This window comes from Bradyrhizobium sp. sGM-13, assembly GCF_018398875.1.
In the GTDB taxonomy this organism is placed as follows: domain Bacteria; phylum Pseudomonadota; class Alphaproteobacteria; order Rhizobiales; family Xanthobacteraceae; genus Bradyrhizobium.
Genome location: NZ_JAGWDK010000010.1, coordinates 33,781 through 58,845, shown reverse-complemented (window position 1 = coordinate 58,845; position 25,065 = coordinate 33,781). Strand labels below are relative to the sequence as shown.

26 protein-coding genes and 1 other RNA gene are annotated in these 25,065 nt (G+C 62.7%); 20 read left to right on the top strand and 7 right to left on the bottom strand.

The features are described from left to right. The first annotated feature begins 150 nt into the window (after positions 1-150). The 5 genes from KJQ96_RS16950 to KJQ96_RS16930 all read left to right on the top strand — a co-directional run bounded on the left by KJQ96_RS16950 (position 151) and on the right by KJQ96_RS16930 (position 3,391). Positions 151-606, top strand: coding sequence for a hypothetical protein (locus KJQ96_RS16950; RefSeq protein ID WP_213287732.1), 456 nt, complete (start codon positions 151-153; stop codon positions 604-606). Next, on the top strand, positions 603-995 hold the full coding sequence (locus KJQ96_RS16945) for a hypothetical protein (RefSeq protein WP_213287731.1): 393 nt from the start codon (positions 603-605) through the stop codon (positions 993-995). Before KJQ96_RS16950 ends, KJQ96_RS16945 begins: the two co-directional genes overlap by 4 nt. Positions 996-1,101: 106 nt before the next feature. Continuing rightward, the gene (gene amrS, locus KJQ96_RS16940) at positions 1,102-2,202 is read left to right on the top strand and encodes an AmmeMemoRadiSam system radical SAM enzyme (protein WP_213287730.1); all 1,101 of its coding nucleotides are present in this window, start codon (positions 1,102-1,104) and stop codon (positions 2,200-2,202) included. 68 nt (positions 2,203-2,270) lie between these two features. Continuing rightward, positions 2,271-2,627 (top strand): Mth938-like domain-containing protein, encoded by a 357-nt coding sequence (locus tag KJQ96_RS16935; protein WP_213287729.1) that lies wholly within the window; start codon positions 2,271-2,273, stop codon positions 2,625-2,627. 20 nt (positions 2,628-2,647) lie between these two features. After that, positions 2,648-3,391: a C13 family peptidase gene (locus KJQ96_RS16930; protein WP_309142428.1), complete on the top strand. Its 744-nt coding sequence runs from the start codon at positions 2,648-2,650 to the stop codon at positions 3,389-3,391. Between the two features lie 193 nt (positions 3,392-3,584). On the opposite strand, the gene KJQ96_RS16925 is transcribed toward KJQ96_RS16930, so the two are convergent. Beyond that, positions 3,585-5,162 carry an ABC-F family ATP-binding cassette domain-containing protein gene (locus KJQ96_RS16925; RefSeq protein WP_213287728.1) on the bottom strand — a complete coding sequence of 526 codons (1,578 nt, stop codon included), beginning with the start codon at positions 5,160-5,162 and terminating at the stop codon, positions 3,585-3,587. Positions 5,163-5,438: 276 nt separating this feature from the next. On the opposite strand from KJQ96_RS16925, the gene KJQ96_RS16920 reads away from it, so the two are divergent. Then, positions 5,439-6,014 carry a lipopolysaccharide assembly protein LapB gene (locus tag KJQ96_RS16920; RefSeq protein WP_213287727.1) on the top strand — a complete coding sequence of 192 codons (576 nt, stop codon included), beginning with the start codon at positions 5,439-5,441 and terminating at the stop codon, positions 6,012-6,014. A 52-nt stretch (positions 6,015-6,066) separates the two neighbouring features. Here the strand turns inward: KJQ96_RS16920 and KJQ96_RS16915 are convergent, their stop codons facing one another. The 5 genes from KJQ96_RS16915 to ssrA all read right to left on the bottom strand — a co-directional run bounded on the left by KJQ96_RS16915 (position 6,067) and on the right by ssrA (position 9,275). Then, positions 6,067-6,324, bottom strand: coding sequence for a ribbon-helix-helix domain-containing protein (locus KJQ96_RS16915; protein ID WP_028350320.1), 258 nt, complete (start codon positions 6,322-6,324; stop codon positions 6,067-6,069). Then, the gene (locus tag KJQ96_RS16910; protein ID WP_213287726.1) at positions 6,321-6,509 is read right to left on the bottom strand and encodes a DUF4169 family protein; all 189 of its coding nucleotides are present in this window, start codon (positions 6,507-6,509) and stop codon (positions 6,321-6,323) included. The genes KJQ96_RS16915 and KJQ96_RS16910 overlap by 4 nt, the downstream gene beginning before the upstream one ends. A gap of 262 nt (positions 6,510-6,771) precedes the next feature. Next, positions 6,772-8,187, bottom strand: a complete 1,416-nt coding sequence (fumC, locus tag KJQ96_RS16905; protein ID WP_213287725.1) for a class II fumarate hydratase — start codon at positions 8,185-8,187, stop codon at positions 6,772-6,774. Positions 8,188-8,258: 71 nt separating this feature from the next. Next, entirely contained in the window at positions 8,259-8,774 is a 516-nt protein-coding gene (locus KJQ96_RS16900; RefSeq protein ID WP_213287724.1) for an SspB family protein, read from the bottom strand. A gap of 144 nt (positions 8,775-8,918) precedes the next feature. Next, positions 8,919-9,275, bottom strand: a transfer-messenger RNA (tmRNA) gene (gene ssrA / locus KJQ96_RS16895). Positions 9,276-9,673: 398 nt separating this feature from the next. Here ssrA and KJQ96_RS16890 point away from each other — a divergent pair. The 10 genes from KJQ96_RS16890 (at position 9,674) to KJQ96_RS16845 (ending at position 19,136) form a co-directional block, all read left to right on the top strand. Continuing rightward, positions 9,674-10,174, top strand: coding sequence for a tripartite tricarboxylate transporter TctB family protein (locus KJQ96_RS16890; RefSeq protein WP_213287723.1), 501 nt, complete (start codon positions 9,674-9,676; stop codon positions 10,172-10,174). 7 nt (positions 10,175-10,181) lie between these two features. Next, positions 10,182-11,747 (top strand): tripartite tricarboxylate transporter permease, encoded by a 1,566-nt coding sequence (locus KJQ96_RS16885; RefSeq protein ID WP_028350315.1) that lies wholly within the window; start codon positions 10,182-10,184, stop codon positions 11,745-11,747. A gap of 113 nt (positions 11,748-11,860) precedes the next feature. Beyond that, positions 11,861-12,841, top strand: coding sequence for a tripartite tricarboxylate transporter substrate binding protein BugD (locus tag KJQ96_RS16880; RefSeq protein WP_213287722.1), 981 nt, complete (start codon positions 11,861-11,863; stop codon positions 12,839-12,841). A gap of 174 nt (positions 12,842-13,015) precedes the next feature. Continuing rightward, the gene (locus KJQ96_RS16875) at positions 13,016-13,810 is read left to right on the top strand and encodes a thymidylate synthase (RefSeq protein WP_213287721.1); all 795 of its coding nucleotides are present in this window, start codon (positions 13,016-13,018) and stop codon (positions 13,808-13,810) included. 19 nt (positions 13,811-13,829) lie between these two features. After that, on the top strand, positions 13,830-14,315 hold the full coding sequence (locus tag KJQ96_RS16870; RefSeq protein ID WP_213287720.1) for a GNAT family N-acetyltransferase: 486 nt from the start codon (positions 13,830-13,832) through the stop codon (positions 14,313-14,315). Continuing rightward, on the top strand, positions 14,315-14,827 hold the full coding sequence (locus KJQ96_RS16865; RefSeq protein ID WP_213287719.1) for a dihydrofolate reductase: 513 nt from the start codon (positions 14,315-14,317) through the stop codon (positions 14,825-14,827). Before KJQ96_RS16870 ends, KJQ96_RS16865 begins: the two co-directional genes overlap by 1 nt. 171 nt (positions 14,828-14,998) lie before the next feature. Beyond that, on the top strand, positions 14,999-16,141 hold the full coding sequence (gene hflK, locus KJQ96_RS16860; protein ID WP_213287718.1) for an FtsH protease activity modulator HflK: 1,143 nt from the start codon (positions 14,999-15,001) through the stop codon (positions 16,139-16,141). After that, complete coding sequence (gene hflC / locus KJQ96_RS16855; RefSeq protein ID WP_213287717.1) at positions 16,138-17,049, top strand: protease modulator HflC; 912 nt, start codon at positions 16,138-16,140, stop codon at positions 17,047-17,049. Before hflK ends, hflC begins: the two co-directional genes overlap by 4 nt. Before the next feature lie 100 nt (positions 17,050-17,149). After that, positions 17,150-17,350 (top strand): DUF2065 domain-containing protein, encoded by a 201-nt coding sequence (locus tag KJQ96_RS16850; RefSeq protein WP_213287716.1) that lies wholly within the window; start codon positions 17,150-17,152, stop codon positions 17,348-17,350. Positions 17,351-17,630: 280 nt separating this feature from the next. Further along, a complete protein-coding gene (locus KJQ96_RS16845; protein WP_213287715.1) occupies positions 17,631-19,136 on the top strand; it encodes a Do family serine endopeptidase in 1,506 nt (501 codons plus the stop codon). Positions 19,137-19,298: 162 nt separating this feature from the next. Here KJQ96_RS16845 and serB read toward each other — a convergent pair whose 3' ends face one another. After that, positions 19,299-20,204: a phosphoserine phosphatase SerB gene (gene serB / locus KJQ96_RS16840; RefSeq protein WP_213287714.1), complete on the bottom strand. Its 906-nt coding sequence runs from the start codon at positions 20,202-20,204 to the stop codon at positions 19,299-19,301. On the opposite strand from serB, the gene miaA reads away from it, so the two are divergent. From miaA to ilvN, 4 genes are all read left to right on the top strand, one after another. Continuing rightward, positions 20,203-21,153, top strand: a complete 951-nt coding sequence (miaA, locus tag KJQ96_RS16835) for a tRNA (adenosine(37)-N6)-dimethylallyltransferase MiaA (protein WP_213287713.1) — start codon at positions 20,203-20,205, stop codon at positions 21,151-21,153. The genes serB and miaA overlap by 2 nt on opposite strands. A 422-nt stretch (positions 21,154-21,575) precedes the next feature. Continuing rightward, positions 21,576-23,351, top strand: a complete 1,776-nt coding sequence (locus KJQ96_RS16830) for an acetolactate synthase 3 large subunit (protein WP_213287712.1) — start codon at positions 21,576-21,578, stop codon at positions 23,349-23,351. A gap of 159 nt (positions 23,352-23,510) precedes the next feature. Continuing rightward, positions 23,511-24,497, top strand: a complete 987-nt coding sequence (locus tag KJQ96_RS16825; protein ID WP_213287711.1) for a threonine dehydratase — start codon at positions 23,511-23,513, stop codon at positions 24,495-24,497. 25 nt (positions 24,498-24,522) lie between these two features. Next, on the top strand, positions 24,523-25,065 hold the full coding sequence (gene ilvN, locus KJQ96_RS16820) for an acetolactate synthase small subunit (RefSeq protein ID WP_057846946.1): 543 nt from the start codon (positions 24,523-24,525) through the stop codon (positions 25,063-25,065).

Below are 25,065 nucleotides of genomic sequence, written 5' to 3'. Positions count from 1 at the left end.
ATCCGGCCGCCGAGGTGAGCACGCCGTGCCCTTCAATGGTCTCGTAGAGCTTTTAGTCTAGCATGAAGCTGGGGCAGAACTTCATCCGGTGTGGAGATCGTGTGGTCCGACCGCGAAGCTCCAGCGCGTACAGCGTGCGGAGCCGCCTCTTTGCGCGGCGTCGCGTCCCCGTGGGCCGTGCTGGCGTGGGCCTGGCTGCTGGTGGCGATCGCCGTGTCGTTCAGGCCGGCGGTCCCGATCATCTGGGGCGACACGCCGTCCTTTGTGGAATCAGCGTTTCGCACGCTCGAGGCAGGACGGACGACTGTGGCGGGTGGGCGCGATCCGGGCTATCCGGCGTTCCTGGCCGCGCCGTTCGCGTTTGGAGGCGATCTCGGGACGATGGTGCGCCTGCAGCAGGCGGCGTGTGTCGTCCTGATGCTGGCGCTTGCTGCAGCTGCCCAGGCGGCGACGCGCAGCGCCGGGCTCGTGCCGATCATCCTCGTGGCGCGGGCAAGTTCGTCCGTCAGATGGCCTATGGGGCCTCGGTCGCATGGCCGCCCTACGGACTCGACCCTGCCATACCGGTGTCGACCGACGACGTGCCGCACGGGTCCGACATCATGACGCGGCACGGCTGGGCAGTTCAAGCGACCGACCTGCAAGGCGAACCAGTTCGGATCGGCCTCCTGTCCGATTTCCCAGGCATCTTCGCCTATCTGTACAGGGCATTGTCCACCGCCTTCGTTATCGCCGTCATATTTTGGACGGTGGCCGCTGTGCGGCGCCGGCGTTCCAGGTTCCTGACACGTGCAGGAATCGTGATGGTGATGTGGACGGCTTCGATCGCGGCCGCTGCCGGCGCCCACACCCTCGACGTCTGGCGATACCTGATTCCCGCAGTGCCGATGGTGGGGCTCATGCTGTCCCGTTCTACCGTCGAACTGGCCGAAACGGTCGCATGCCGAGCTTGTCGACTGTTCGCTTACGGTCTCCGCCGATCAGGAGTAGAATGAGCCGACGTCCGCGAGCGCCCGTGCCGTAGGCGGCCGGCTGGCAACTCTCCGTCAAGCCGGTTGGCAAAAAGCTGAGGTTTGCCCAGCGATCCACACGACGAATTCCATGACCGATTCCGAGCGTTTGGAAGGTGTTCCTGGCCGCTACTGGCACCGGCTCGAAGACGGGCGCATCCAATGCGATGTCTGCCCGCGCTACTGCAGGCTTAACGAAGGCCAGCGCGGCCTGTGCTTCGTGCGTGGCCGGCAGGATGACCGGATCGTGCTCACGACCTACGGCCGCTCCTCGGGATTCTGTGTCGATCCAATCGAGAAGAAGCCACTGAACCACTATCTGCCCGGAACTCCCGTTTTGTCGTTCGGCACCGCCGGGTGCAACCTGACTTGCAAGTTCTGCCAGAACTGGGACATCTCCAAAGCGCGTGAGTTCGACCGGCTCCAGGACACAGCCTCGCCGGAAGATATTGTCGAGGCCGCGATTGCCACGGGCTCGCGCTCCATCGCCTACACTTACAATGACCCCGTCATTTTCCTCGAATATGCCGTCGACGCCGCAAGGGTGGCGCGCCGACGCGGGATCAAGAACGTGGCGGTCACAGCGGGCTACATCGACGCGGCGGCACGGGAGGAGCTTTACACCTTCATGGACGCCGCCAATGTCGATCTCAAGGCGTTCACCGAGGCGTTCTACAATCGGCTGTGCACCGGGCGTCTCGGCGCCGTCCTCGAGACGCTCGAGTATCTGAGGCACAGGACGAAGGTCTGGTTCGAAATCACAACGCTGCTGATTCCGGGTCACAATGACAGCCCTGAGGAGCTAAAAAAGCTGAGCGAATGGGTGATGACAAGGCTAGGACCTGACGTGCCCTTGCACTTCACCGCCTTCCACCCTGACTACAAGATGCTGGATCTGCCCCGGACGCCGGCCCGCACCCTGACGATGGCTCGCGACATCGCGCGCAAGGTCGGGCTGCAGTTCGTCTACACCGGGAATGTCCATGACGAGAGTGGCCAAAGCACGTACTGTCCGGGCTGTGGCGAGCGGATCATCGGCCGAGATTGGTATGACGTCACCACTTGGCGGCTCACTGGCGACGGCCGTTGCGGCATTTGCTCCACCGCAATCCCCGGCTTGTTCGAGGCACGCCCGGGCAACTGGGGACAGCGGCGCGTCCCGATTCGGATCGGCAGACTGGAACGCTCTTGAGTGAGATGATGCCGGCGTCGGGGCGCCTCACAGCCGCGCGTTAGCGGGAGCCTGATTAGGAGGTCGCGATGAAGATTGACAGCACGATATTTGGCGCGATTACGATTGACGGAAGGACGTATGAGCACGACGTGGTCGTTCGGCTTTCCGGCGAAATTGTGAAGCGGAAAAAGAAGCTGTCAAAGAAGCTGTATGGTACCTCGCACGTGCTTTCAAAAGACGAGGCAAAGTTTCTCTTCGAGAAAGGGTGCGACCAGGTCGTGATTGGCTCGGGTCAGATGGGTAACGTGCACCTATCGCCGGAAGCTGAAGCCTATTTCGAAAGAAAGGGCTGCGAGGTCGTGTTGAAACCGACACCCGAGGCAATACGGATGTTCAACCGGTCGCGCGCAAAGAGAATCGGCCTCTTTCACGTGACCTGTTGAAGAAATGCCCTGGTGAAACCGTGAATCCACGTTGGATCAGCCGGATCGGCGCCCCGCTCATCGCTCTTGTTTTGACCGTTGCGTCGTCGGTTTCGACGGTGCACGCCGTTGAGGATGCTCGCAAGATGAGCGTGGTGTCCTTCGGTCTTTTCGGCGATCAAGGCGTGTTTAGACGCGAGGCGACCGGCGCAGCACGGGTCGTAGCAGGCCGTTTCGAGAGCGCCTCGATCAACGTGCAATACAATTCGAAGAAAGGTGGAGGTGCCACGATTGAAGGCCTGGCCATGTCCTTGCAAGCGGCGGCCAACGGGATGGACGCCGACAACGACATTCTCTTTTTGATCCTCACCTCGCACGGCTCCCGCGCCGGCCTTGCAGTCAAAGCGGGGCGGCTTATGCAAACGCTCACTCCGTCTAAGCTCGCCTACATGCTGGAGCGGACCGGCATGCGATATAAAGTGGTGGTCATCTCGGCCTGCTATTCAGGGGTCTTTATCCCACGTCTGGCGAACCCCGATACGCTAGTAATCACCGCGGCCGATGCCGATCATCCATCGTTCGGCTGCCGGGACAAAGCCAAGTGGACCTATTTCGGCAACGCCTTTTTCAATATAGCACTCCGGCAAGCCAGGAGCCTGAAGGACGCCTTTGTCGTTGCGCGCTCGCTCGTCAAAAAGCGAGAAGTGCGCGAGCGCTTCGAGCCGTCGAATCCCCTAATGGCAGGCGGCGAAAACGTGCACCCGTTGCTCATTGCGCATCCTTGAGCGACCGACCGCCTTCGCGGCCGATGCCTGTCTGCCGAAAACCTCGTCCGTATTGATCTACTGACTGAAACGCGCCGCATGTCTGCCAATGGCACATCGCGTCATTTCGCGGTTGCGCAGAACCGCGACGCTTTAGGAGCAAAGTGGACATCAACTTCGTTGCGTCACGCCACCGGCTTTATGAGTACACGGCCTAGCCGAGCGCAATCTCCCGGCTGATTCCGATCGCCTTCAGAAACGCTTCGTCGTGGCTGACGACAATTAGCGCGCCGTCGAATCCTTTTAGGGCACTCTCGACCTCCTCGATCGAGGCGAGATCGAGATGGTTGGTCGGCTCGTCCAGCAGCAGGAGCAGAGGCGGCTGCGGTCGCGCGAATACGCAGGCCAGGCCCGCGCGCAGCCGCTCGCCGCCGCTCAGCGTCGCCGCGATCTGCAGCGCTGCCTTGTTACGGAACGCAAACCGCGCCAGGGCGGCGTGCGCCGCGTTGGCCGATAGCTCCGGATTGAGGCGCCGCAGATTGTCGAGAATGCTTAAGCCGGGATCGAGCAGGCCGACATGCTGATCGAGCACGGCAATATGGTCGGTGAGGCGGCCAATATCGCCGCTCGCCGGTTTCAACTCACCGGTGAGCAAGCGGAACAAGGTGGTCTTGCCAGAACCGTTGGCGCCGCGGATCGAGATCCGCTCAGGCCCGCGCACCTCGAACGACAGCGGTCCGAACAGACGGCGCTTCCCAAAGGCCATCACCACGTCCTTGAAGGCGACGAGCTCGCGGCCGCCGGGCAGATGGGTACGCGGTAGGTCGATTGAAAGCGGCGTCAGGATCTCGACGTGCGCCTTGGCAATTTTTAGCGCCTCGGTGCGCTCGCCGAGCAGGCGGCTGGCGAGCCCGCTTTCGCGCGCGGCGCTGTTCTCGGCGCGCTCTTTCTCGCGGTCCATGAACATCTTGTCCTCGATGCCCTTGGCGCGCCAGGCGCGGCCGGCCTTGTCGCGGCGCGCCTTCTTTTCCCGCGCCTTCTGCACTGCGCGCTCGGTATTGCGCAGGGCGTCCGAGGCGCGGTCGAGGTCATCGGAGGCGCGGGCCCGCGCCGCCTCCCGCGCCTTCGCAAACTCCGGCCACGCGCCGCCGAACAGGGTGACGCCGACCGGCGTCAGTTCGACGATACGGTCGACGCGTTCGAGCAGCGTGCGGTCGTGGCTGGCGACGAGCACGCCGCCCTGCCAGCGTTCGAGCATCTGCGCCACCGCCTGCCTTCCGTCAGTATCGAGATTGTTGGTCGGCTCGTCCAATAGCAGCAGATCCGGTGCCTCGATCAAAAGCCGCGCCAGCGCCACCCGCGTTCGCTCGCCGCCACTCAAGAAGACGATCGGGCGATCCAGCGGCAGCGCCGGCAGTCCGGCCTCGACCAGCGCCGCCTGTATCCGCGCTTCCAGCGTCCAATCGGCTTCCGTCGCGTCATCAAGCGATCCTTCGCCGCGTTCGAGGCGGCGCAGGCGGGCGAGGCCGCCGGCGACGCCAAGCGCCTCGTCGGTCGTCAGCCGTTCGTCAGTCAGTTGTGCGAGCATGCCGATCGAGCCGATGCGTTGCAGCGATCCGCCGGCAGGTTCGATCTCGCCCGCAATCAGGCGCAGCAATGAGGATTTGCCGCAGCCGTTGCGGCCGACAAGGCCGGTGCGCTCGCGCCCTACGGCGAGCGTCAATCCGTCGAACAGCGGGCGTCCGTCAGGCGTGGCGAGGCAAATGGAATCCAGAACGAGAAAGGCAGGCATGGAGAGCTTCCGAAGATGGACTGAGGTCGCGAGGCGCGGTCAGCTTTGCGATGTCCATTTCACTCTCCAGGGGGCTCTACGCTTCTTCAGCCGGTTACGCCGGGTTCCGTCGGCTGCTTTTGCGGGGACTGCAACGATGTCAATTAGATACGCATTGCCGTCATTCGTCCAGCCAGTGCAGTTGCGCGCGGCCTGGCGGGAATACTTCATTCGCGGCGGGGTCTCTACTTCCGGCTGGAACATAGATGCGCTCACGCAGAAAACCCGGAGGTTTGCATGATGAAGTCGGCAATCAAGTTCGCTACGCTGGCGTTGTTTTCAATGGCTGTGATCGCATCGCCGCCATCCGTTCCGGCCTATGCCGCAGGAGGCGGCGGTGACCCGCCTTCGGCCGCCCCGCCGCCGGACACCAGATCCGCTCCCAAATCGACCTCGAAGTCGAAGAAGAAGCCACCCAAACAGTCGAGCTCCGACGATGATGCGTTCCGGAAAGCGTACCGTGCCGCGCATGCGACGATCTATGAGCGCAACGACTTTGCTGGTGCCATCGAGCAGCTAAAAGCGCTCGGGCGTGACGATAACGCTGATGTTGCCAATCTGATGGGCTATTCCTATCGCAAGCTCGGCGACTACAGGCTGTCGCAGGCTTGGTACGAGCGCGCGTTGAAGGCGGATCCGAACCACGTGCTGACCTGGCAGTATTACGGCCTGTGGCAGGTCGAGCAGGGCAATCGCGACCAGGCGTCGTATCATCTGACGCGGATCGCGGCGATTTGCGGCACGGCTTGTGAGGAGTATCGATCGCTGGCCGCGGCGCTCGAAAAGCCGCCCGGCACCGGACTCATCTATTGAGCTTATGACCCAACAGGGCGGGTGCGTTGCGACGCGCTCGCCTGATCGAGGCTTACGCCTGCGGCCGCGGTGCGTCCGGCGCGGCGGCCGGCATGGCGCGGGTACGGAAATAGTCGAGCACGAAAAGACGGATCGCCGAGGACAGGTTGCCCTGCTGGCGATTGCTGTCGATCTCGCCGACCAGTTCGGACAGCGTCATGTTCCGCAGGCCCGAGATTTCCTTCATCCCGTTCCAGAAAGCTTCTTCGAGGCTGACGCTGGTCTTGTGACCGGCAACGACGATCGAGCGTTTGACGACGGGCGACTTCATGATGCGTCTCCGTCCTCGAGCTTGTGCTGGTCCAGAAGATCGCCGGCGCGATCCTTGCGACGTTCATCGAGCGTGCGTTCGGCCTTGGTCCGGCCAAAGCGTGCGCGGTTGGCATCGGCTTGTTTTGCCAATTGTTCCCGTTCGGCACGCTTCTTGAATCGCTTCAGATTGATCACGTCTCCCATGCACGCCTCCATCATCCGGCGACTCGAAGACATGATGATTCATGGGGCGGAGAAACGTCGCGTCGTGCGCAAGCAAATTTGATGGTCATTCGGAATCCCCGTCTGCCGGCTCTGATAGCATCAAAAAATACATTTCGCTCTGCGAAAAATCGAATAATTCCTGCTCCTACCATGCGTCAACACAACGGCGATAGATGATCCACCTCATTCGTCGGATATCATCCATAATTTATATCTCTGATCCGTAGTTTCCCGGGGGCGATCAGCCCGGCTGTGTCATTTTGTCCGGCTGCACCAGGTGTTCGAATTCGGCGGCGTCCACAAACCCGAGGCGCACAGCCTCTTCCTTCAAGGTCGTGCCGCGCGCGTGCGCCGATTTGGCGACCTTCGCCGCGTTGTCGTATCCGATCCTGGGAGCCAGTGCGGTGACCAGCATCAGCGAGCGCTCCATCAATTCGCGGATTCGCTTTTCGTCGGCGCGGATGCCCACCACGCAATGTTCGGTGAACGAGCGCGCCGCGTCCGACAGCAGTTGAATGGAATGCATCATACAATATGCCAATACGGGTTTGTAAACATTCAATTCGAAATGCCCCTGGCTGCCAGCGACGGTGACGGCGGTCTGGTTGCCGAACACCTGACAGCAGACCATGGTCATCGCCTCGCACTGAGTCGGGTTGACCTTGCCGGGCATGATCGACGAGCCCGGTTCGTTTTCCGGCAGGATCAATTCTCCGAGACCGGAACGCGGACCCGAGCCCAGCAGGCGAATGTCATTGGCGACCTTGAACAGACCGGTCGCCACCGCATTGATCGCGCCATGCACCAGCACATAGGCGTCGTTGGAAGCCAGCGCCTCGAACTTGTTGGGTGCGCTGGTGAACGGCAGCCTTGTGATTTTCGCGACATGCCTGGCGAACAGCTTTGCAAATTTCGGCTTCGAGTTGAGACCGGTTCCAACCGCGGTGCCGCCTTGCGCCAACGGGAACAGCTCCTTCACCGCGGCTCGCAGCCGCGCGATCCCACTCTCGACCTGCGCGGCGTAGCCCGAAAATTCCTGCCCCAGCGTCAATGGCGTTGCGTCCTGGGTGTGGGTTCTCCCGATCTTGACGATCTTGGCGAACGCCTTTTCCTTCTTGCGCAATTCGCGATGCAACTCGTCGAGCGCCGGAATCAGGTCGGAGACGATGCGTCCGGCGGCAGCGATATGCATCGCCGTCGGAAATGAATCGTTCGACGACTGACTCATGTTGACGTGGTCGTTGGGATGAACCGGTTTCTTGGCGCCGAGTTCGCCGCCCAGCATCTGGTTGGCGCGATTGGCGATCACCTCGTTGAGGTTCATGTTGGTCTGGGTGCCCGAGCCGGTCTGCCAGACGACCAGCGGGAAGTGATCGTCGAGCTTGCCTTCGATCACCTCGCGTGCGGCGCGGATGATGGCGCTGGCTCTGCGCGCATCGAGCAGTCGGAGCTCCCGGTTGGTTTGGGCGGCGGCGAGCTTGACGAGACCGAGCGCATGGACGATTGCAATCGGTATGCGGTCATGGCCGATCTTGAAATTCTGTCGCGAGCGCTCGGTTTGCGCGCCCCAATAGCGGTCAGCGGGAACGTCGATCGGACCGAAGCTGTCGGTCTCGCTACGGGTAGATTTGTTTCCGGATGTTTTTGCTCGAGCCATGCGTATGTCCGTTGCGCCGTGAAAGGGCGGAACGCGTACACTACAGCGTAGCGGAGTTTCTCGCGCTTAGATTATTTCTTGCGGAAACGATCCAGTCGCACCACTTCGGCACCCTCGCTCGTCTTTGCCGGCTCGTCCTCGACTTCCGCGGCCGGCTCCGGCGCGGCGACGGGCAGGGCGGACGGTGCGGAAACCGCCGGCACCTTCGCCGCGGGCGCCTCTACCGCGGTTTCCGACGGCTCGAATTGCAGGCCGAACTGTACCGACGGATCGAGGAAGCTCTTGATCGCCGCGAACGGCACCACCAGCCGCTCGGGGATGCCGCCGAACGACAGGCCGACCTCGAAACGATCCTCCGTCACCACCAGATCCCAGAACTGATGCTGCAGGATGATCGTCATCTCTTCCGGATATTGCGCCAACAACCGCGGCGACAGCTTCACGCCGTCGGCGGTGGACAGGAAGGTGATGAAGAAATGATGCTCGCCGGGCAGGCCGTGTTCGGCCGCGTCAGCCAGCACGCGGCGCAGCACTCCGCGCAGCGCGTCGCGCGCCAGCACGTCATAACGGATGTGATCGGTCGCCATGGTCGTCCTGTCAGGTTTTATGGCCGCCGGTCCCCCGACTCGCCCCTTTGCCCCTATGCTACCCCGGCGGCAGCCGCAGGTCAGCAGGCGCGACGGATCGAATTTGCAGCAACGGCTCCCGTCGGCCGGAAATGAAAAGAATTAAGTGGAGGCTTCTGTTGCCAGGTGCCTCCGAACCCCGCCTAGCGGAGCTTAACCCGCTAGGACTTTAGATCGGTCTTTCAAACTGCGTTACGCAGCCTGAGCAACCGGAGCATAGTTGTCGTTTGCAACTATTGCATAGCCCGATAACGGCGGAACAATACCGGGAAAAAACTCGTCCTTTACGCCCTCGTCGATCCTGGTTCGCCCCCGCCGAAACCCACCACGGGAGGGTGGGCTTGGGTGGAGGCGCCGGGTACTGCCCCCGGGTCCGAATGGTTTATTGCGACGGTCATTTATTTCCATAGCCGGCGAACCGGCACCCGCAATATAGGGTGCAGGTTCGGAGAAAAACAGGGCCAAAGGCGCTGAACAGTAAGGGAACATGGTTCCCAACTTTCGGTTTGCTGTCGCTCAGTTGCGGTTCCGCCACGGATTCGACGATTCCAAAAATGTGCCGTCACGTTCATTGCACGTTTTATGCGCAGTTCACCGCCATCCCGGCGCTCGCCCCGCGCGGATCGTAACGTGACCGCAATTCACTCGCGTGTGTTGCAGTGCTCCGACCGCAAAAGTTGCGATCTGTTTGCCCCTTATAGGTCTCATGGCGGCTTTGGCCGCTCCGTTTACCGTCGGCGCTGGAGTGTTTGGGTTTTGCTGGCGTTGTCTGAGGAAAGTCGCTAGGCAGTTTCCGGGACAAGTATCTAGGTTATCCAAGCAAACGGGCGAGAAGCCTGTCTTGGGGAGGAGAGATATCCATGAATGCTACGCCGGGCCATGCGCCGGTCAAATCCATCATGCCGAATTGGGTTCGCAACCCGCAGGAATTTGTCGGCGGAATTGCCCTGATGGCGATTGCCGTGTTCGCCCTTTGGGCGTCGAGCGACTTGCAGGGCATGCGCGGATTTTCGTTCGGCGCCGGTACCGCGCCGCGGATGTTCGGATTTTTGCTGCTGGGACTAGGCGCCCTCATTACCGTCGTCGGCGTTGTCACCGAAGGTCCCCACCTTGCGAAATATCATTGGCGGGGACCGTTTTTCGTGACGATCGCGATTTTGACGTTTGCCTTCACGATCCGACCCATGGGAATGATCTTTGCCGCCATGGCCGCTTTCTTGATCGCGGCATGCGGGTCACCAGAGACCCGGTGGAAGGAAACGCTGATCGTTGCCGTCTGCCTGACGACGTTTTGCAGCCTGCTGTTTCCATACGCGCTCGGACTGCCGTTGCAGCTCCTGCCGACTTTCCTGATCCGGTGAGGGTGCGATGGGAGATATCTTTACAAATCTTGGACTCGGCTTCGGCGTCGTTTTCCAGTTCGTGCAGTGGACACCCGCCTTTCTTGGCGGAATTTCCATTCCGATCCCGGTCAATATTCTGCTGTGCCTGATCGGCGCACTGGTCGGTACGCTGGTTGGCGTGCTGCCGGGCATCGGCACCATAGCCACGGTGGCCATGCTACTCCCGATCACCTTTGGCCTGCCTCCGGTAGGCGCGCTGATCATGCTGGCAGGCATCTATTACGGTGCGCAATATGGCGGCTCGACCACGTCGATCCTGGTCAATATTCCAGGTGAGGCCGGTTCTGTGGTCACCGCGCTCGATGGCTTCCAGATGGCGAAGAGAGGTCGCGCCGGCCCGGCGCTCGCGATCGCCGCGATCGGATCGTTCTTCGCCGGCTGCGTCGCGACCGTGCTGATTGCCCTGCTGGGCGCGCCGCTCACCAGGATAGCGCTGGCGTTCGGACCTGCCGAATACTTCTCGCTGATGGTGCTCGGCCTGATCTTCGCGGTTGTGCTCGCGAAAGGCTCGGTGCTGAAGGCGATCGCGATGATCGTGCTCGGCCTGCTGCTTTCGATGGTCGGATCCGACATCGAGACGGGTGCGTCTCGCATGGCCTTCAACATTCCCGAACTGGCTGACGGTCTTGGCTTTGCCACGCTGGCGATGGGGTTGTTCGGCTTTGCAGAGATCATTCGCAATCTCGATGCCGGCGGTGAAACCGATCGCAAGCTAGTCCAGGAGAAAGTGTCGGGACTGATGCCGACGCGGAGGGATCTCAAGGAGACGACCCCTGCGATCTTGCGCGGCACCGTGCTCGGGTCGATTCTCGGCATTCTGCCGGGCGGCGGCGCCGTGATCGCATCATTCGCGGCGTACACGCTCGAGAAGAAGGTCGCGAAAGATCCCTCGAAATTCGGTCATGGCGAAATCCGCGGCGTCGCAGCACCCGAGAGTGCCAACAATGCCGCAGCTCAGACATCGTTCATTCCGTTGCTGACGCTTGGCATTCCGCCGAACGCGGTGATGGCGCTGATGGTCGGCGCAATGACGATCCACGGCATCGTGCCCGGTCCCCAGGTGATGCAGAAACAACCGGACCTGGTGTGGGGCATGATTGCCTCGATGTGGGTCGGCAACCTGATGCTGCTGATCATCAACCTGCCGCTGGTCGGGATATGGGTGCGGCTGTTGCGCGTGCCGTACCGGTTGATGTTCCCTTCGATCGTGGTTTTCTGCTGTATCGGCATCTACTCCGTGAACAACGCGCCGACCGACGTCATGATCGCTGGCGCGTTCGGATTGGTCGGCTACTGGCTGATCAAGCACGATTTCGAGCCGGCGCCGCTGCTGCTCGGGATGGTGCTCGGGCCGCTGATGGAAGAAAACCTGCGCCGCGCGCTCCTGATTTCGCGCGGCGACTGGTCAGTCTTCCTGACGCGACCATTGTCGGCGGTACTGATGGCGATTGCAGCCGCGTTGCTGATTCTTGCGGTGCTGCCGTCGCTGCGCAAGAAGCGCGATGAGGTGTTTGTGGAATCGGAGAACTGACCTGCGTCGGTGCGCCGCAGCCCGAAGTCTGGTCGACTTCGGGCTAATTTTCTATGCCATGGAAAATGCCGGCCGGCGGGCTCGGCATCGCAACAAGGTCCAGGGAGATCAAAATGAATTGGTACGGTCGCTCGCTTGCGAGCGGTTTTCTGGCAGTGCTTGCGGGACTGGGCTTTTCTTCGCAGGTTCAGGCTCAGACTTATCCGACGCGCAACATCACCATGATTGTGCCGTTCGCGGCGGGCGGACCGACGGACGTCATCGCGCGCATCGTCACCGGCCATATGGCGCAGACGCTCGGTCAAACCATCATCATCGAAAACGTGGTCGGCGCCGGCGGCACCACGGCCACCACCCGCGCCGCGCGCGCCGCCAATGACGGCTATACGCTGATCACGGGGCATATGGGCACACATGCGGCTTCTGTGCCGCTTTATCCCAAGCTCGCCTACCACCCGCAAAAGGACTTCGAGCCGGTCGGACTGCTCGCCGGCACGCCGATCCTGATCCTGGCGCGCAAGGATTTTGCGCCAAAGGACCTCAAGGAATTCATCGCCTACGTCAAGGCGAACGAATCCAAGGTCAACGCGGCGCATGCCGGCGTCGGCTCGGTCTCGAACGTATCGTGCGAGTTGCTGAACTCGGTGCTCGGCGTCAAACCGATCGGCGTTCCCTTCAATGGCACCGGTCCGGCCATGAACGCGCTGGTGGCCGGTCAGGTCGACTACATGTGCGACCAGATCGTCAATGCCGTGCCGCAGATCAACGGCGGCACCATCAAGGCCTATGCCGTGGCGACGCCGGAGCGTAACCCCTCGCTGCCCAACGTTCCCACCACCGCCGAGGCCGGCCTGCCGGCCTTCCAGGCCCAGGCGTGGAACGCGATCTTCGCGCCCAAGGGAACGCCCCCGGATGTCGTCGCCAAGTTGAACAGGGCGATCGTCAAGGCGCTCGACGACGAGAATGTGCGCAAGCGCCTGCTCGAACTCGGTAGCGTCATACCGCCTGCCGCCGATCGTACGCCGGCGGCGCTGGGAACGCTGGTAAAGAGCGAAATCGCGAAGTGGACGCCGGTGGTCAAGCCGGTGAATTAATCCGAACAATCAAGGCTATAGGTGAGGGGCGGGACGCGGGTTCCGCCCCTTGTCGTTTGTTCGGATAGCGATCATTTTTCCGGGTATAATCGGGGCGCGAAGCCGAATCGGCGTGTCGATCGGATGTCCCGGCCGTTAAATTCGCCGTTTCGATAAAGGCCCGAAGCACCAGCCATGAACCAGTACCACGACCTGCTCGAACGTATCCTCAGCGACGGCGCGGAGAAGCACGACCGCACCGGCACCGGCACGCTGTCGATCTTCGGTCATCAGATGCGGTTCAATCTCTCGGCCGGTTTTCCGATGCTGACCACCAAGCGGCTGCCGCTGAAGGCGATCGTGCATGAATTGCTCTGGTTCCTGGCCGGCGACACCAACATCAAATATCTCAGGGATCACGGCGTTTCGATCTGGGATGAATGGGCCGACGCCAACGGCGATCTCGGCCCAGTCTACGGATCGCAATGGCGCTCGTGGCCGGCGCCGGACGGGCGCAGCATCGACCAGATTTCCAACGTCATCGACATGATCAGGCGTAACCCGGATTCACGGCGGCTGATCGTAACCGCCTGGAATCCGGCCGACGTCGACAAGATGGCGCTTCCGCCCTGTCACTGCCTGTTTCAGTTCTATGTCGCGAACGGCAAGCTCTCCTGCCAGCTCTATCAGCGCTCGGCCGACGTGTTCCTCGGCGTGCCCTTCAACATCGCATCCTATTCGTTGCTGACGATGATGGTGGCCCAGGTGACCGGACTGCAGCCCGGTGACTTCGTGCACTCCCTGGGTGACGCGCATCTCTATTCCAATCACCTCGAGCAGGCACGTCTGCAACTGGCGCGGCCGACGCGGCCGTTGCCGGTCATGAAGATCAATCCTGACGTGAAGGATATCTTCGCGTTCCGCTACGAGGATTTCGCGCTCGAAGGCTACGATCCGCACCCGCACATCAAGGCCGAAGTGGCTGTATGACCAGCGGTGTGAGCACCTGATGTCGCTGACGATCCGCCGCGCGCGCCCGGGCGAAGCAGGACTTGTCCTGTCCTTCGTTCGCGAACTCGCCGAATACGAAAAGCTGCTGCACGAAGTGGAAGCGACCGAGGCCGGTATCGATGAGGCGCTGTTCGGCGCCAATCCGCGCCTGTTCTGCGAGATTGCGGAATGGGACGGTGAGCCAGCGGGCTTCGCGGTCTGGTTCGTGAATTTTTCGACCTTCAGCGGTCGCTCCGGCATCTATCTGGAAGATCTGTTCGTCCGCCCGGCGCTGCGCGGTAAGGGAATCGGCAAGGCGTTGCTGGTGCATCTTGCGAGGGAATGCGTGGCGAACGGCTGGTCGCGCTTGCAGTGGGCGGTGCTTGACTGGAATACGCCGTCGATTGAATTCTATAAGTCGCTCGGTGCGGTCTTTATGGACGAGTGGACGGTGTGCCGGGTCGGCGGTCCCGCGCTGCGCGCATTGGCGCAAGGGGAGCGGTAATGGAAATCGTTCTCATCGTCGCTGTTGCCGAAAACGGCGTGATCGGAGCCAGCGGCGCCATTCCGTGGCGGCTGAAATCCGACATGGCGCGCTTCAAAGCGCTGACCTCGGGCAAACCTGTCGTCATGGGCCGCAAGACCTTCGTCTCGATCGGCCGGCCACTCCCCGGACGGACCAATATCGTCGTCACCCGCGACGCTGGTTTTCGCGCCGATGGCGTGGTGGTTACCCATTCGTTCATCAACGCGAAGGCGATCGCCATCGGCGATGCACTGCGACGTTTCGCCACTGAGATCGCCGTGATCGGCGGTGCGAAAATCTACGCGCAATGGATGGACAGCGCCGATCGCCTGGAGATTACCGAGGTGCATACCCGGCCCGACGGCGATACGCGCTTCCCGGCAGTGGATGCAACCGCATGGGAAGAGGCGGCGCGCGTGCGGAATCCGGCCGGTCCGGGCGATAGCGCCGATTTCTCCTATGTGACATTTCGTCGGCGCCGACAGAGTTAACCTCGCTAACGAATGTTTACATTGACAATCATGCCGTCAGGCATAGCTGCTTCGTGCAGGAAGGTTGCGTTGTAAGGGACCTAGCGGTCCCCTATAAAGCCGGGCTGATAGGCGAGGCTAGGCATCCTGCCCAAAACAGGCGGACCCGGGCCCTCGCGGAGGAGAGTTTACATGCCGTGGAAGAATCAAGGTGGGGGTCCATGGGGCCCGGGTCCGAAGGGACCGTGGGGTTCGGGTCCGCAGTCGGGCGGGCCGAGGCCACCTGATCTTGAGGATCTGCTGCGGCGCGGCCAGGACAAGCTGCAGCAGCTTCTGCCGGGCGGCTATTTCAGCGGCATGGGCATCGCGCTCGTGCTGGCCGGCGCGCTGGTAATCTGGGGATTGTCCGGATTCTTCCGCGTGCAGTCGGAAGAACTCGGTGTCGTCTTGCGCTTCGGCAAGCATGTACGCACCGTCGAGCCCGGGCTGAACTATCATCTGCCCTATCCGATCGAAACCGTGCTGCTGCCGAAGGCGCTGCGCGTCTCCACCATTTCGATCGGCATGAGCCTGATCGACGATCCGGCGCGGCGCGGCCGCACCATGCGGGACGTGCCGGAAGAAAGTCTGATGCTGACCGGCGACGAAAACATCGTCGACGTCGACTTCACGGTGCTGTGGCGGATCAAGCCCAACGGCGTCGGCAATTTCCTCTTCAACATCCAGAATCCCGAAGGCACCGTGAAGGCGGTGGCCGAAAGCGCGATGCGCGAGGTAATCGGGCGTTCGCAGATCCAGCCGATCCTCACCGGCGCCCGCAATCTGACCGAGCAGGCCGTCCACGAGCTGATGCAGAAGACGCTGGATACCTACGGATCCGGCGTTCAGATTACGCAGGTGCAGATGCAGAAGGTCGACCCGCCCGCGCAGGTCATCGACGCGTTCCGCGACGTGCAGGCCGCGCGCGCCGACTTCGAGCGTCTGCAGAACGAGGCACAGACCTATGCCAACCGCGTCATTCCGGACGCGCGCGGACGCGCTGCGCAGATCCTGCAGGTCGCTGAAGGCTACAAGGAACAGGCGGTTGCCGAGGCCAAGGGCCAAAGCGCGCGCTTCATGAAGGTGTACGAGGAATACAACAAGGCCAAGGACGTGACGCGGCAGCGAATTTATCTGGAGACGATGGAGCGGATTCTCGGCGGCTCCGAGAAGCTGGTCTATGACGGTGGCAACTCGGCACAGAGCATCGTGCCCTATCTGCCGCTCAGCGAACTGACCCCGCGCCGTCCGCCGCCGACGGCTGGTCAGCAGCAGCAGCAGGGAGGCTCGCGATGAGGTCCCCTGTTACAGGTATTGTCACCCTGATCCTGCTGTTGGTCGTGGTGATCGTGGGTTACAGCTCGGTCTTCACGGTGTCGCAGACCCAGCAGGCGCTCGTGGTCCGGCTCGGCCGGCCCGTTGCCGTCGTGTCCGAGCCGGGCCTCAACTTCAAGGCGCCGTTCATCGACACCGTCATCACCATCGACAAGCGCATCCTCGATCTGGAAAATCCGTCCCAGGAAGTGATCGCTTCCGACCAGAAGCGGCTCGTGGTCGACGCCTTCGCGCGCTACCGGATCAAGAATCCGCTGCGCTTCTATCAGAGCATCGGCTCGATCCAGGCCGCCAACATCCAGCTCACCACGCTGTTGAACGCGGCACTGCGCCGCGTGCTGGGCGAGGTCAACTTCATCAATGTGGTGCGCGACGAACGCGAGGGCCTGATGACGCGCATCCGCGACCAGCTCGACAGGGAAGCCGATCAGTACGGCATTGAGGTGGTCGACGTGCGTATCCGCCGCGCCGACCTGCCGGAGGCCAACAGCCAGGCGGTCTATCAGCGCATGCAGACCGAGCGGCAGCGCGAGGCGGCCGAGTTCCGCGCCCAGGGCGGCCAGAAGGCGCAGGAGATCCGCTCGAGGGCCGACCGCGAGGCGACCGTCATCATCGCGGAGGCCAACTCGACCGCCGAGCAGACGCGCGGCGCGGGTGACGCCGAGCGCAACCGGCTGTTCGCCGACGCCTATGGCCGGGATCCGGATTTCTTCGCCTTCTATCGTTCGATGTCGGCCTATGAAACCGGGCTCCGCTCCAACGACACCCGTTTCCTGCTGCGGCCCGATTCGGAGTTCTTCCGCTTCTTCGCCAATCCGTCGGGCCATCCGCCGGCGGCAGCCGCGGCGGCCGCGGCGCCGAAGCCTTAAACGGCCGGCCCGCACACTACGCATGTTACGGCGAAGCGGGGGGCCGCTTCGCCGGCACAAAATCAAAAAAGGCGCTTGAATAGCGGGGGGATGCCATCCGATGAGGTCCATTGCGTTCGCCGACTTCCTCATCGGTGTGGGCATCCTCTTTGTGCTTGAAGGCCTGATGTTCGCAGCCAGCCCGGCCTGGATGCGCCGGGCGATGAAAAGCGCATTGGCGACGCCGGACAATATCCTGCGGATCGTCGGCATCGTTTCCGCGATCATCGGCCTCCTTCTAATCTGGTTCGTGCGGCGGTAAGGTTCCTCCGTCATTCCTGGATGGTCCGAAGGACCAGTCCTCCGATGCACAATTGCGCATCGGGGAATCTCGAGTTTCTCAGATGTGCAAATGCACATCTGAGTTCGCGTCGCGCCCCGGAATGACGGTAATCAGCGGCCGCAACTAGCTCTGGCGCCAACGAAATCGTGAGCCGCGAGCCGCCCGTTTTCCGCCGGAATGTCAGGCGCAGATGCTTGCGCCGAGGACCCGTTCGGGCGCACTGTGGGCCCCAAATTTGAGCCTTTGGAGACGAGCCGACATGACCGGTGCCAGACCCGCCTTGAAAAGCCGCCTGCGCCTGATGGGAATTGCGATCTCGCTCGGTGCCGCCAGCATGCTGGCTTCAATGCCGGCCAGCGCGCGCGGGCCGGACGGTATCGCCGACATTGCCGAGAAGGTGATCGATTCCGTCGTCAATATTTCGACCTCGCAGAGCGTGGAAGCCAAGGGCGGCAGGGAAACGATGCCGCAACTGCCGCCGGGCTCGCCGTTCGAGGAATTCTTTGACGACTTCTTCAAGAACCGGCGCGGCGGCCTGCCCAAGGGCGGCGACAAGAGCGGCGAAATGCAGCCGCCGCGCAAGACCAATTCGCTCGGCTCCGGTTTTATCGTCGATGCCGCCGGCGTCGTCGTTACCAACAATCACGTCATCGCGGATGCCGACGAGATCAACTTGATCATGAACGACGGCACCAAGATCAAGGCCGAACTGGTCGGCGTCGACAAGAAGACCGACATTGCGGTCTTGAAGTTCAAGCCGGTGAAGCCGGTGACTGCGGTGAAGTTCGGCGATTCCGACAAGCTGCGGCTTGGCGAGTGGGTGATTGCGATCGGCAATCCGTTCAGCCTCGGCGGCTCGGTCACGGCCGGTATCGTGTCGGCGCGCAACCGCGATATCAGCCAGGGGCCATACGACAGCTACATCCAGACCGATGCCTCCATCAACCGCGGCAATTCCGGCGGGCCGCTGTTCAACCTCGAAGGCGAAGTGGTCGGCGTCAACACGCTGATCATCTCGCCGACCGGCGGTTCGATCGGCCTCGGCTTCGCGGTGCCGTCTAAGACGGTGGCCGCCGTAGTTGATCAGCTCCGGCAGTTCGGGGAACTGCGCCGCGGCTGGCTCGGCGTGCGGATCCAGCAGGTCACCGAGGAGATTGCCGAAAGCCTCAACATCAAGCCCGCCCGCGGCGCGCTGGTCGCCGGCATCGACGACAAGGGGCCGGCCAAGCCTGCCGGCATCGAGCCCGGCGATGTCGTCGTCAAGTTCGACGGCAAGGACGTCAAGGACCCGAAGGATCTCTCCCGCGTCGTCGCCGATACCGCGGTCGGCAAGGAAGTCGACGTGGTCATCATCCGCAAGGGCAACGAGGAAACCCGCAAGGTTACCCTCGGCCGCCTCGAGGATACCGAAAAGGTGCAGCAGGCCGCCGCCAAGACCAAGGAAGATCCTGTCGAGAAGCCGGTGACGCAAAAGGCGCTCGGCCTCGATCTGGCCGCGCTGAGCAAGGACCTGCGCACGAAGTACAAGATCAAGGAGAGCGTGAAAGGCGTCATCATCACCGGTGTCGACGGCTCCTCCGACGCCGCCGACAAACGGCTCTCCGCCGGCGACGTCATCGTCGAGGTGGCGCAGGAAGCGGTCGCCAGCGCCGCCGACATCAAGAAGCGCGTCGATCAGCTCAAGAAGGACGGCAAGAAATCGGTGCTGCTGCTGGTGTCGAACGGCGAGGGCGAATTGCGGTTCGTGGCAGTCGGCGTGCAGTAGGCTGTGTGAGAGTGGTGGCTGCTCCGAATGACTACGTCGTCCCTGCGAACGCAGGGACCCATAAGCACCGGCGTTCGTTTTTGCAAAGGCGGCTGAGTCGTCACGCCATGGATAAGCCGCGGCGTATGGGTCCCTGCGTTCGCAGGGATGACGCCAGAATCTCTATCCCCCCACAAACTCCTCGCGCCGATAGCCTTGCGCATACAACAGCGCGGTGAGATCGCCGTAGTCGATCCGCGCGGCGGCAGCAGCAGCTACCGCCGGCTTGGCGTGATAGGCGACGCCAAGGCCCGCCGCCTGGATCATGCCGAGGTCGTTAGCGCCGTCGCCGGCCACCAGCGTATCGATCTCGTCGAGGTCGAAGGATTCGCGAAGCTCGATCAGCGTAGCCAATTTGGCGGCGCGGCCGAGGATCGGCTCGGCAACCTCGCCGCTGAATTTGCCGTCCCGCACTTTCAACTCGTTGGCGCGGTTTTCCTGAAAACCGATCTTGGCCGCGACCGCATGGGTGAACAGCGTGAACCCGCCGGAGATCAGGCAGGTCCAGGCGCCGTTGGCGCGCATCGTGGAAACCAGCTCGCGGCCTCCCGGCGTCGGCGTGATGCGCTTTGCCAGGACTTCATCGACCACGCCGACGGGCAGGTCCTTCAGGAGCGCGACACGCTCGCGCAGCGCGGGCTCGAATTCGATCTCGCCGCGCATCGCGCGTTCGGTGATGCCTGCGACATGCGCCTTCAGCCCGGCGAAATCGGCCAGCTCGTCGATGCATTCCTGGCCGATCATGGTGGAGTCCATGTCGGCGAGAAAAAGCTTCTTGCGCCTGAACGCGGCAGGCTGCACGACAATGTCGATCGGCAGGTCACCGCGCGCCTGTTGCAGGCGAGCTTCGATCGCTTTGATCTCGTCCGGGCCCTTGACCTGGCTGTCAAAGGGAATGTCGACTGCCACTTCGTCGAACAGCCATTGCGCCGTTCCCGGCGAGGGGAGAACGGCCAGCGCGCCGTCGACGACGGTGGTGTCGAGCGCCGGGTTGGCCGGATTGCAGATGAGGGTGGCGACCAGGGACATGCAGACGCATCAGCTAGATTTGAGCAAGGCCGTGCTTATCGCAGGGCCGACCGCCAGCGGCAAGTCGGCCCTGGCGCTCGAATTGGCCCAAAAGACCGGCGGGGTCGTCATCAACACCGATTCGATGCAGGTCTACCGCGATCTCCGCATCATCACGGCGCGGCCGACGCCGGAGGAGGAGGGGCGCGTGCCGCACCGGCTCTACGGCCATGTCGACGCGTCGGTCAATTTCTCGGCCGGAGCGTGGGTGGCGGATGCGGGAAAGGTGCTCGCAGAGGCGCGCGCGGAAAAGCGGCTGCCAATCTTCGGCGGCGGGTCCGGCCTTTATTTCAAGGCATTGACGCGCGGTCTCTCCGCGGTGCCGCCGATCCCGGCCGAGGTGCGCGAAGCCATACGCGCGCGGCTGGAACGCGACGGTGTCGAAGCGCTGCACACTGAACTGGCGCGGCGCGATCCCGTCTCCGGCGAACGCCTGAAGCCGCGCGACCGCACCCGAATTGCCCGCGCCCTGGAAGTCGTGGAAGCCACCGGCCGCGCACTGCCGGACTGGCATCGCGAGGGCCTGCCGCCGCTGCTGCCTCGGAGCGAGTTCTCCGCACTGTTCCTCGCGCCTGAGCGTGAAAAACTTTACGCGCGGATCGATGCGCGGTTCGGCGCGATGCTGGCCGCCGGTGCGCTGGACGAGGTCGCAGCGCTCGCCGCGCGAAAGCTCGATCCCCTGCTGCCGGCGATGAAGGCCCACGGCGTGCCGGCGCTGATCCGGCACCTCAGGGGTGAAATCACGCGCGAGGAGGCCGCCGAAATCGGCTGCGCCGACACCCGCCATTATGCAAAACGGCAATTCACCTGGTTTCGGCATCAATTGCCGGAGTTCGAATGGGTGACGCCGGAGGCGGCGAGGGGGTGGGTTGGCACCGTCATTCCGAGGCGCATCGAAGATGCGAACTAAGATGTGCAATTGCACATCTGAGAATCTCGAGATTCCCCGGTGCGCAATTGCGCATCTGAGGTCTGGTCCTTCGGACCATCCCGGAATGACGTCCGCTTAACGGCCCATGGCTGCACGCATAAAATTCCCCCTCGCCGAATGCCCGGAACACCGCTACACTGCCTAAATCGCGCCGAGAGCGTCCGTCCCTTGACTTCCGGGGGCCGAACGGTATAACCCGCGCAACCTTTGGGAAGTCCGAGCCGCAAAATGCGTAACATTATTACCAAACTGCTTATCGTCGTCGTACCCAGGCACACCGCCGGGGATGGCTAGCGGCCATCCAAATTCAGGCGGTGTGCATGGGGCCTCTCGGGCCCTTTTTTATTTCCCAAACAGACAACCGAAAGAAGCCGCGCCGACAAGCGCATCCGGAGCAGACCATGACCGACAAGAGCCACGACCCCCATCAGATGACCGGCGCCGCGATGATCGTGCGCGCGCTCATCGATCACGGCGTCCAGCACATCTTCGGCTATCCCGGCGGCGCGGTGCTTCCGATCTATGACGAGATTTTCCAGCAGAGCGAGGTCGAGCACATCCTGGTGCGGCACGAGCAGGGCGCCGGCCATGCCGCGGAGGGCTACGCGCGCTCCACCGGCAAGCCGGGCGTGGTGCTGGTGACGTCAGGCCCAGGCGCCACCAACATGGTGACGCCGCTGACGGACGCGCTGATGGATTCGATCCCGCTGGTGTGCATCACGGGCCAGGTCCCCACCCATCTGATTGGCAACGACGCGTTCCAGGAATGCGACACCGTCGGCATCACCCGTCCCTGCACCAAGCACAACTGGCTGGTGCGCGACGTCAACGATCTCGCCAAGGTGCTGCACGAGGCGTTCTACGTTGCGACCACGGGTCGTCCCGGACCCGTCGTGGTCGACGTGCCCAAGGACGTGCAGTTTGCGCTCGGCACCTATCATCCGCCGCGCAAATCCGACGTGCATGTGTCCTATACCCCGCGGGTGAAAGGCGATGCGGCACAGATCCGAAAAGCGGTGGCGCTATTGGCTGCCGCCAAGCGGCCGGTGATCTATTCCGGCGGCGGCGTCGTCAATTCCGGACCCGAAGCCTCGAAGCTGCTGCGTGAGCTCGTGGATGTCACCGGCTTTCCGATCACCTCGACCTTGATGGGCCTCGGCGCTTACCCGGCCACGGGGAAGAACTGGCTCGGCATGCTCGGCATGCACGGCACCTACGAGGCCAACATGACGATGCATGGTTGCGACGTCATGCTGTGCGTCGGCGCCCGCTTCGACGACCGCATCACCGGCCGGACTGATGCGTTCTCGCCGGGTTCGAAGAAGATCCATATCGATATCGATCCTTCCTCGATCAACAAGAACATCCGCGTCGACGTGCCGATCATCGGCGACGCCGGCAATGTGCTCGGCGACCTGCTGCAGGTGTTCAGGGCGGAGGCGAAGAAGCCCGACATCAAGAGCTGGTGGCAGGAGATCGCTACCTGGCGTGCGCGCAATTCGCTCGCCTACAAGAAGAGCAACGACGTGATCCTGCCGCAGTACGCCATTCAGAAGCTGTTCGAGGCGACGCGCGGCCACGACACCTACATCACCACCGAAGTCGGCCAGCATCAGATGTGGGCGGCGCAGTTCTTCGGCTTTGAGGAGCCGCATCGCTGGATGACGTCGGGCGGTCTCGGCACCATGGGCTACGGCCTGCCGGCAGCGCTCGGCGTGCAGGTTGCGCACCCTGACAGCCTCGTGATCGACATTGCCGGCGACGCCTCGGTGCAGATGACAATGCAGGAGATGGCGACGGCGGTTCAGTTTGAGTTGCCGATCAAGATCTTCATCCTGAACAACCAGTACATGGGCATGGTGCGGCAGTGGCAGCAGCTCCTGCACGGCAACCGGTTGTCGCATTCTTACTCCGAAGCGCTGCCGGATTTCGTCAAGCTCGCGGACGCCTTTGGATGCGTCGGCATCCAGGCGATCAAGCCCGGCGATCTCGACGGCGCGCTCAAGGAGATGATCAAGGTCAAGCGCCCGGTGCTGTTCGATTGCCGCGTCGCAGCGCTCGAAAACTGCTTCCCGATGATTCCGTCCGGCAAGGCGCACAACGAAATGCTGCTGCCGGCGGAAGCAACCGATGAAGCCACCGCCGCGGCGTTCGCCGGCGGCAAGGCGCTGGTGTGAGTGTGAGGATGCGAGACAGGAATTCCATTGTCATCGCCCGGCTTGACCGGGCGATCCAGTACGCCGGGGCGTCTCCGTTCATCTCGGGCGCCTCTGGAATACTGGATCCCCGCCTTCGCGGGGATGACAACAACGAGGGAAGATCGACGGAAGACCAAAATGTTTGACCTCGCCGAGCTCGAACGCGCACACGACATCGTGGGGCAGGCGGTGCCGCCGACGCCGGCGCATGTCTGGCCGCTGCTGGCCGAACGGCTAGGTACGCGCGTCATCGTCAAACATGAGAACCATACGCCGATCGGCGCGTTCAAGGTGCGCGGTGGGCTGGTCTATCTGGAGCGGCTGAAGCGGGAACGGCCGAATATATTAGGGATCATTTCCGCCACCCGCGGCAATCACGGCCAGAGCCTTGCGTTCGCGGCTTCCCGTCAGCGCGTGCCGGCCGTGATCTACGTGCCGCGAGGCAATTCGGTCGAGAAGAACCGCGCGATGCGCGCGTTCGGCGCTGACCTCGTCGAGCATGGCGAGGATTTTCAGGCGGCCGCCGAAGAAGCCCAGCGCCGTGCCCAGTTCGGCGGCCTTCATATGGTGCCGTCGTTCCATCCGGATCTGGTACTCGGCGTCGCTACCTACGCGCTCGAACTGTTCCGGACAGCGCCCGACCTCGATATTCTCTACGTGCCGATCGGGCAGGGCTCCGGCATCTCCGGCTGCATCATGGCGCGCGATCTGCTCGGGCTGAAAACCGAAATCGTCGGCGTGCAGTCGACCGAAGCGCCGTCCTACGCACTGTCGTTTGCGGCTGGCACGGTGGTGACCACCGAAACCAGCAACACGCTGGCGGACGGCATGGCGACGCGCATTCCCGATCCGGACGCATTCGCCATCATCCGCAAGGGTGCCGCGCGCATCGTACAGGTGACCGACGACGAGGTCGCAGCCGCCGTCCGCGCCTACTGGACCGACACGCATAACCTCGCCGAAGGCGCCGGCGCAGCCCCGCTGGCCGCCGCGCTGCAGGAAAAGCAGAGGCTCGCCGGCAAGCGTGTCGGCCTGATCCTGTCTGGCGGCAATATCGATTTTGATCTGTTCCGCAAATGGATCGGCACGGATGCCACTATAGACGCCCAACCGGCGATGGCGTGACGAGAGGACATGTAAGGGGACCACCATGAACCAGCCCGCATCCGCCTACTTCCTGGAAGAGCGCCACGATCCCAACGAGACGCATACGCTCTCGGTGCTGGTGCAGAACGAGCCCGGCGTGCTCGCGCGCGTGATCGGCCTGTTTTCGGGGCGCGGCTACAACATTGACAGTCTCACCGTCTCCGAGACCGAAAGCCACAAACATCTCTCGCGCATCACCATCGTCACGACGGGCACGCCGACGGTGATCGAGCAGATCAAGCACCAGCTCGACCGCATGATCCCGGTCTACCGCGTCGTCGACATGACCATTACCGGCCGCTCGATCGAGCGGGAACTCGCCATGGTGAAGGTGCGCGGCCGCGGCGACAGCCGGGTCGAAGCGCTGCGCCTGGCGGACGCGTTCCGCGCTCGCGTGATCGACGCCACGACCGAGAGTTTTGTGTTCGAGATCACAGGCAATTCGTCCAAGATCAGTCAATTTATCGACCTGATGCGCCCACTCGGCCTTGTCGAGGTGTCGCGCACTGGCGTTGCCGCGATCGGGCGCGGGCCTGAGGGGATGTAA

Excerpts from the sequence above, each read along its gene's own strand:
- KJQ96_RS16945 (WP_213287731.1), top strand. The coding sequence starts at position 603 with ATGACGCGGCACGGCTGGGCAGTTCAAGCGACCGACCTGCAAGGCGAA.
- amrS (WP_213287730.1), top strand. The coding sequence starts at position 1,102 with ATGACCGATTCCGAGCGTTTGGAAGGTGTTCCTGGCCGCTACTGGCAC.
- KJQ96_RS16935 (WP_213287729.1), top strand. The coding sequence starts at position 2,271 with ATGAAGATTGACAGCACGATATTTGGCGCGATTACGATTGACGGAAGG.
- KJQ96_RS16925 (WP_213287728.1), bottom strand. The coding sequence starts at position 5,162 with ATGCCTGCCTTTCTCGTTCTGGATTCCATTTGCCTCGCCACGCCTGAC.
- KJQ96_RS16920 (WP_213287727.1), top strand. The coding sequence starts at position 5,439 with ATGATGAAGTCGGCAATCAAGTTCGCTACGCTGGCGTTGTTTTCAATG.
- KJQ96_RS16915 (WP_028350320.1), bottom strand. The coding sequence starts at position 6,324 with ATGAAGTCGCCCGTCGTCAAACGCTCGATCGTCGTTGCCGGTCACAAG.
- KJQ96_RS16910 (WP_213287726.1), bottom strand. The coding sequence starts at position 6,509 with ATGGGAGACGTGATCAATCTGAAGCGATTCAAGAAGCGTGCCGAACGG.
- fumC (WP_213287725.1), bottom strand. The coding sequence starts at position 8,187 with ATGGCTCGAGCAAAAACATCCGGAAACAAATCTACCCGTAGCGAGACC.
- KJQ96_RS16900 (WP_213287724.1), bottom strand. The coding sequence starts at position 8,774 with ATGGCGACCGATCACATCCGTTATGACGTGCTGGCGCGCGACGCGCTG.
- KJQ96_RS16890 (WP_213287723.1), top strand. The coding sequence starts at position 9,674 with ATGAATGCTACGCCGGGCCATGCGCCGGTCAAATCCATCATGCCGAAT.
- KJQ96_RS16885 (WP_028350315.1), top strand. The coding sequence starts at position 10,182 with ATGGGAGATATCTTTACAAATCTTGGACTCGGCTTCGGCGTCGTTTTC.
- KJQ96_RS16880 (WP_213287722.1), top strand. The coding sequence starts at position 11,861 with ATGAATTGGTACGGTCGCTCGCTTGCGAGCGGTTTTCTGGCAGTGCTT.
- KJQ96_RS16875 (WP_213287721.1), top strand. The coding sequence starts at position 13,016 with ATGAACCAGTACCACGACCTGCTCGAACGTATCCTCAGCGACGGCGCG.
- KJQ96_RS16870 (WP_213287720.1), top strand. The coding sequence starts at position 13,830 with ATGTCGCTGACGATCCGCCGCGCGCGCCCGGGCGAAGCAGGACTTGTC.
- KJQ96_RS16865 (WP_213287719.1), top strand. The coding sequence starts at position 14,315 with ATGGAAATCGTTCTCATCGTCGCTGTTGCCGAAAACGGCGTGATCGGA.
- hflK (WP_213287718.1), top strand. The coding sequence starts at position 14,999 with ATGCCGTGGAAGAATCAAGGTGGGGGTCCATGGGGCCCGGGTCCGAAG.
- hflC (WP_213287717.1), top strand. The coding sequence starts at position 16,138 with ATGAGGTCCCCTGTTACAGGTATTGTCACCCTGATCCTGCTGTTGGTC.
- KJQ96_RS16850 (WP_213287716.1), top strand. The coding sequence starts at position 17,150 with ATGAGGTCCATTGCGTTCGCCGACTTCCTCATCGGTGTGGGCATCCTC.
- KJQ96_RS16845 (WP_213287715.1), top strand. The coding sequence starts at position 17,631 with ATGACCGGTGCCAGACCCGCCTTGAAAAGCCGCCTGCGCCTGATGGGA.
- miaA (WP_213287713.1), top strand. The coding sequence starts at position 20,203 with ATGCAGACGCATCAGCTAGATTTGAGCAAGGCCGTGCTTATCGCAGGG.
- serB (WP_213287714.1), bottom strand. The coding sequence starts at position 20,204 with ATGTCCCTGGTCGCCACCCTCATCTGCAATCCGGCCAACCCGGCGCTC.
- KJQ96_RS16830 (WP_213287712.1), top strand. The coding sequence starts at position 21,576 with ATGACCGACAAGAGCCACGACCCCCATCAGATGACCGGCGCCGCGATG.
- KJQ96_RS16825 (WP_213287711.1), top strand. The coding sequence starts at position 23,511 with ATGTTTGACCTCGCCGAGCTCGAACGCGCACACGACATCGTGGGGCAG.
- ilvN (WP_057846946.1), top strand. The coding sequence starts at position 24,523 with ATGAACCAGCCCGCATCCGCCTACTTCCTGGAAGAGCGCCACGATCCC.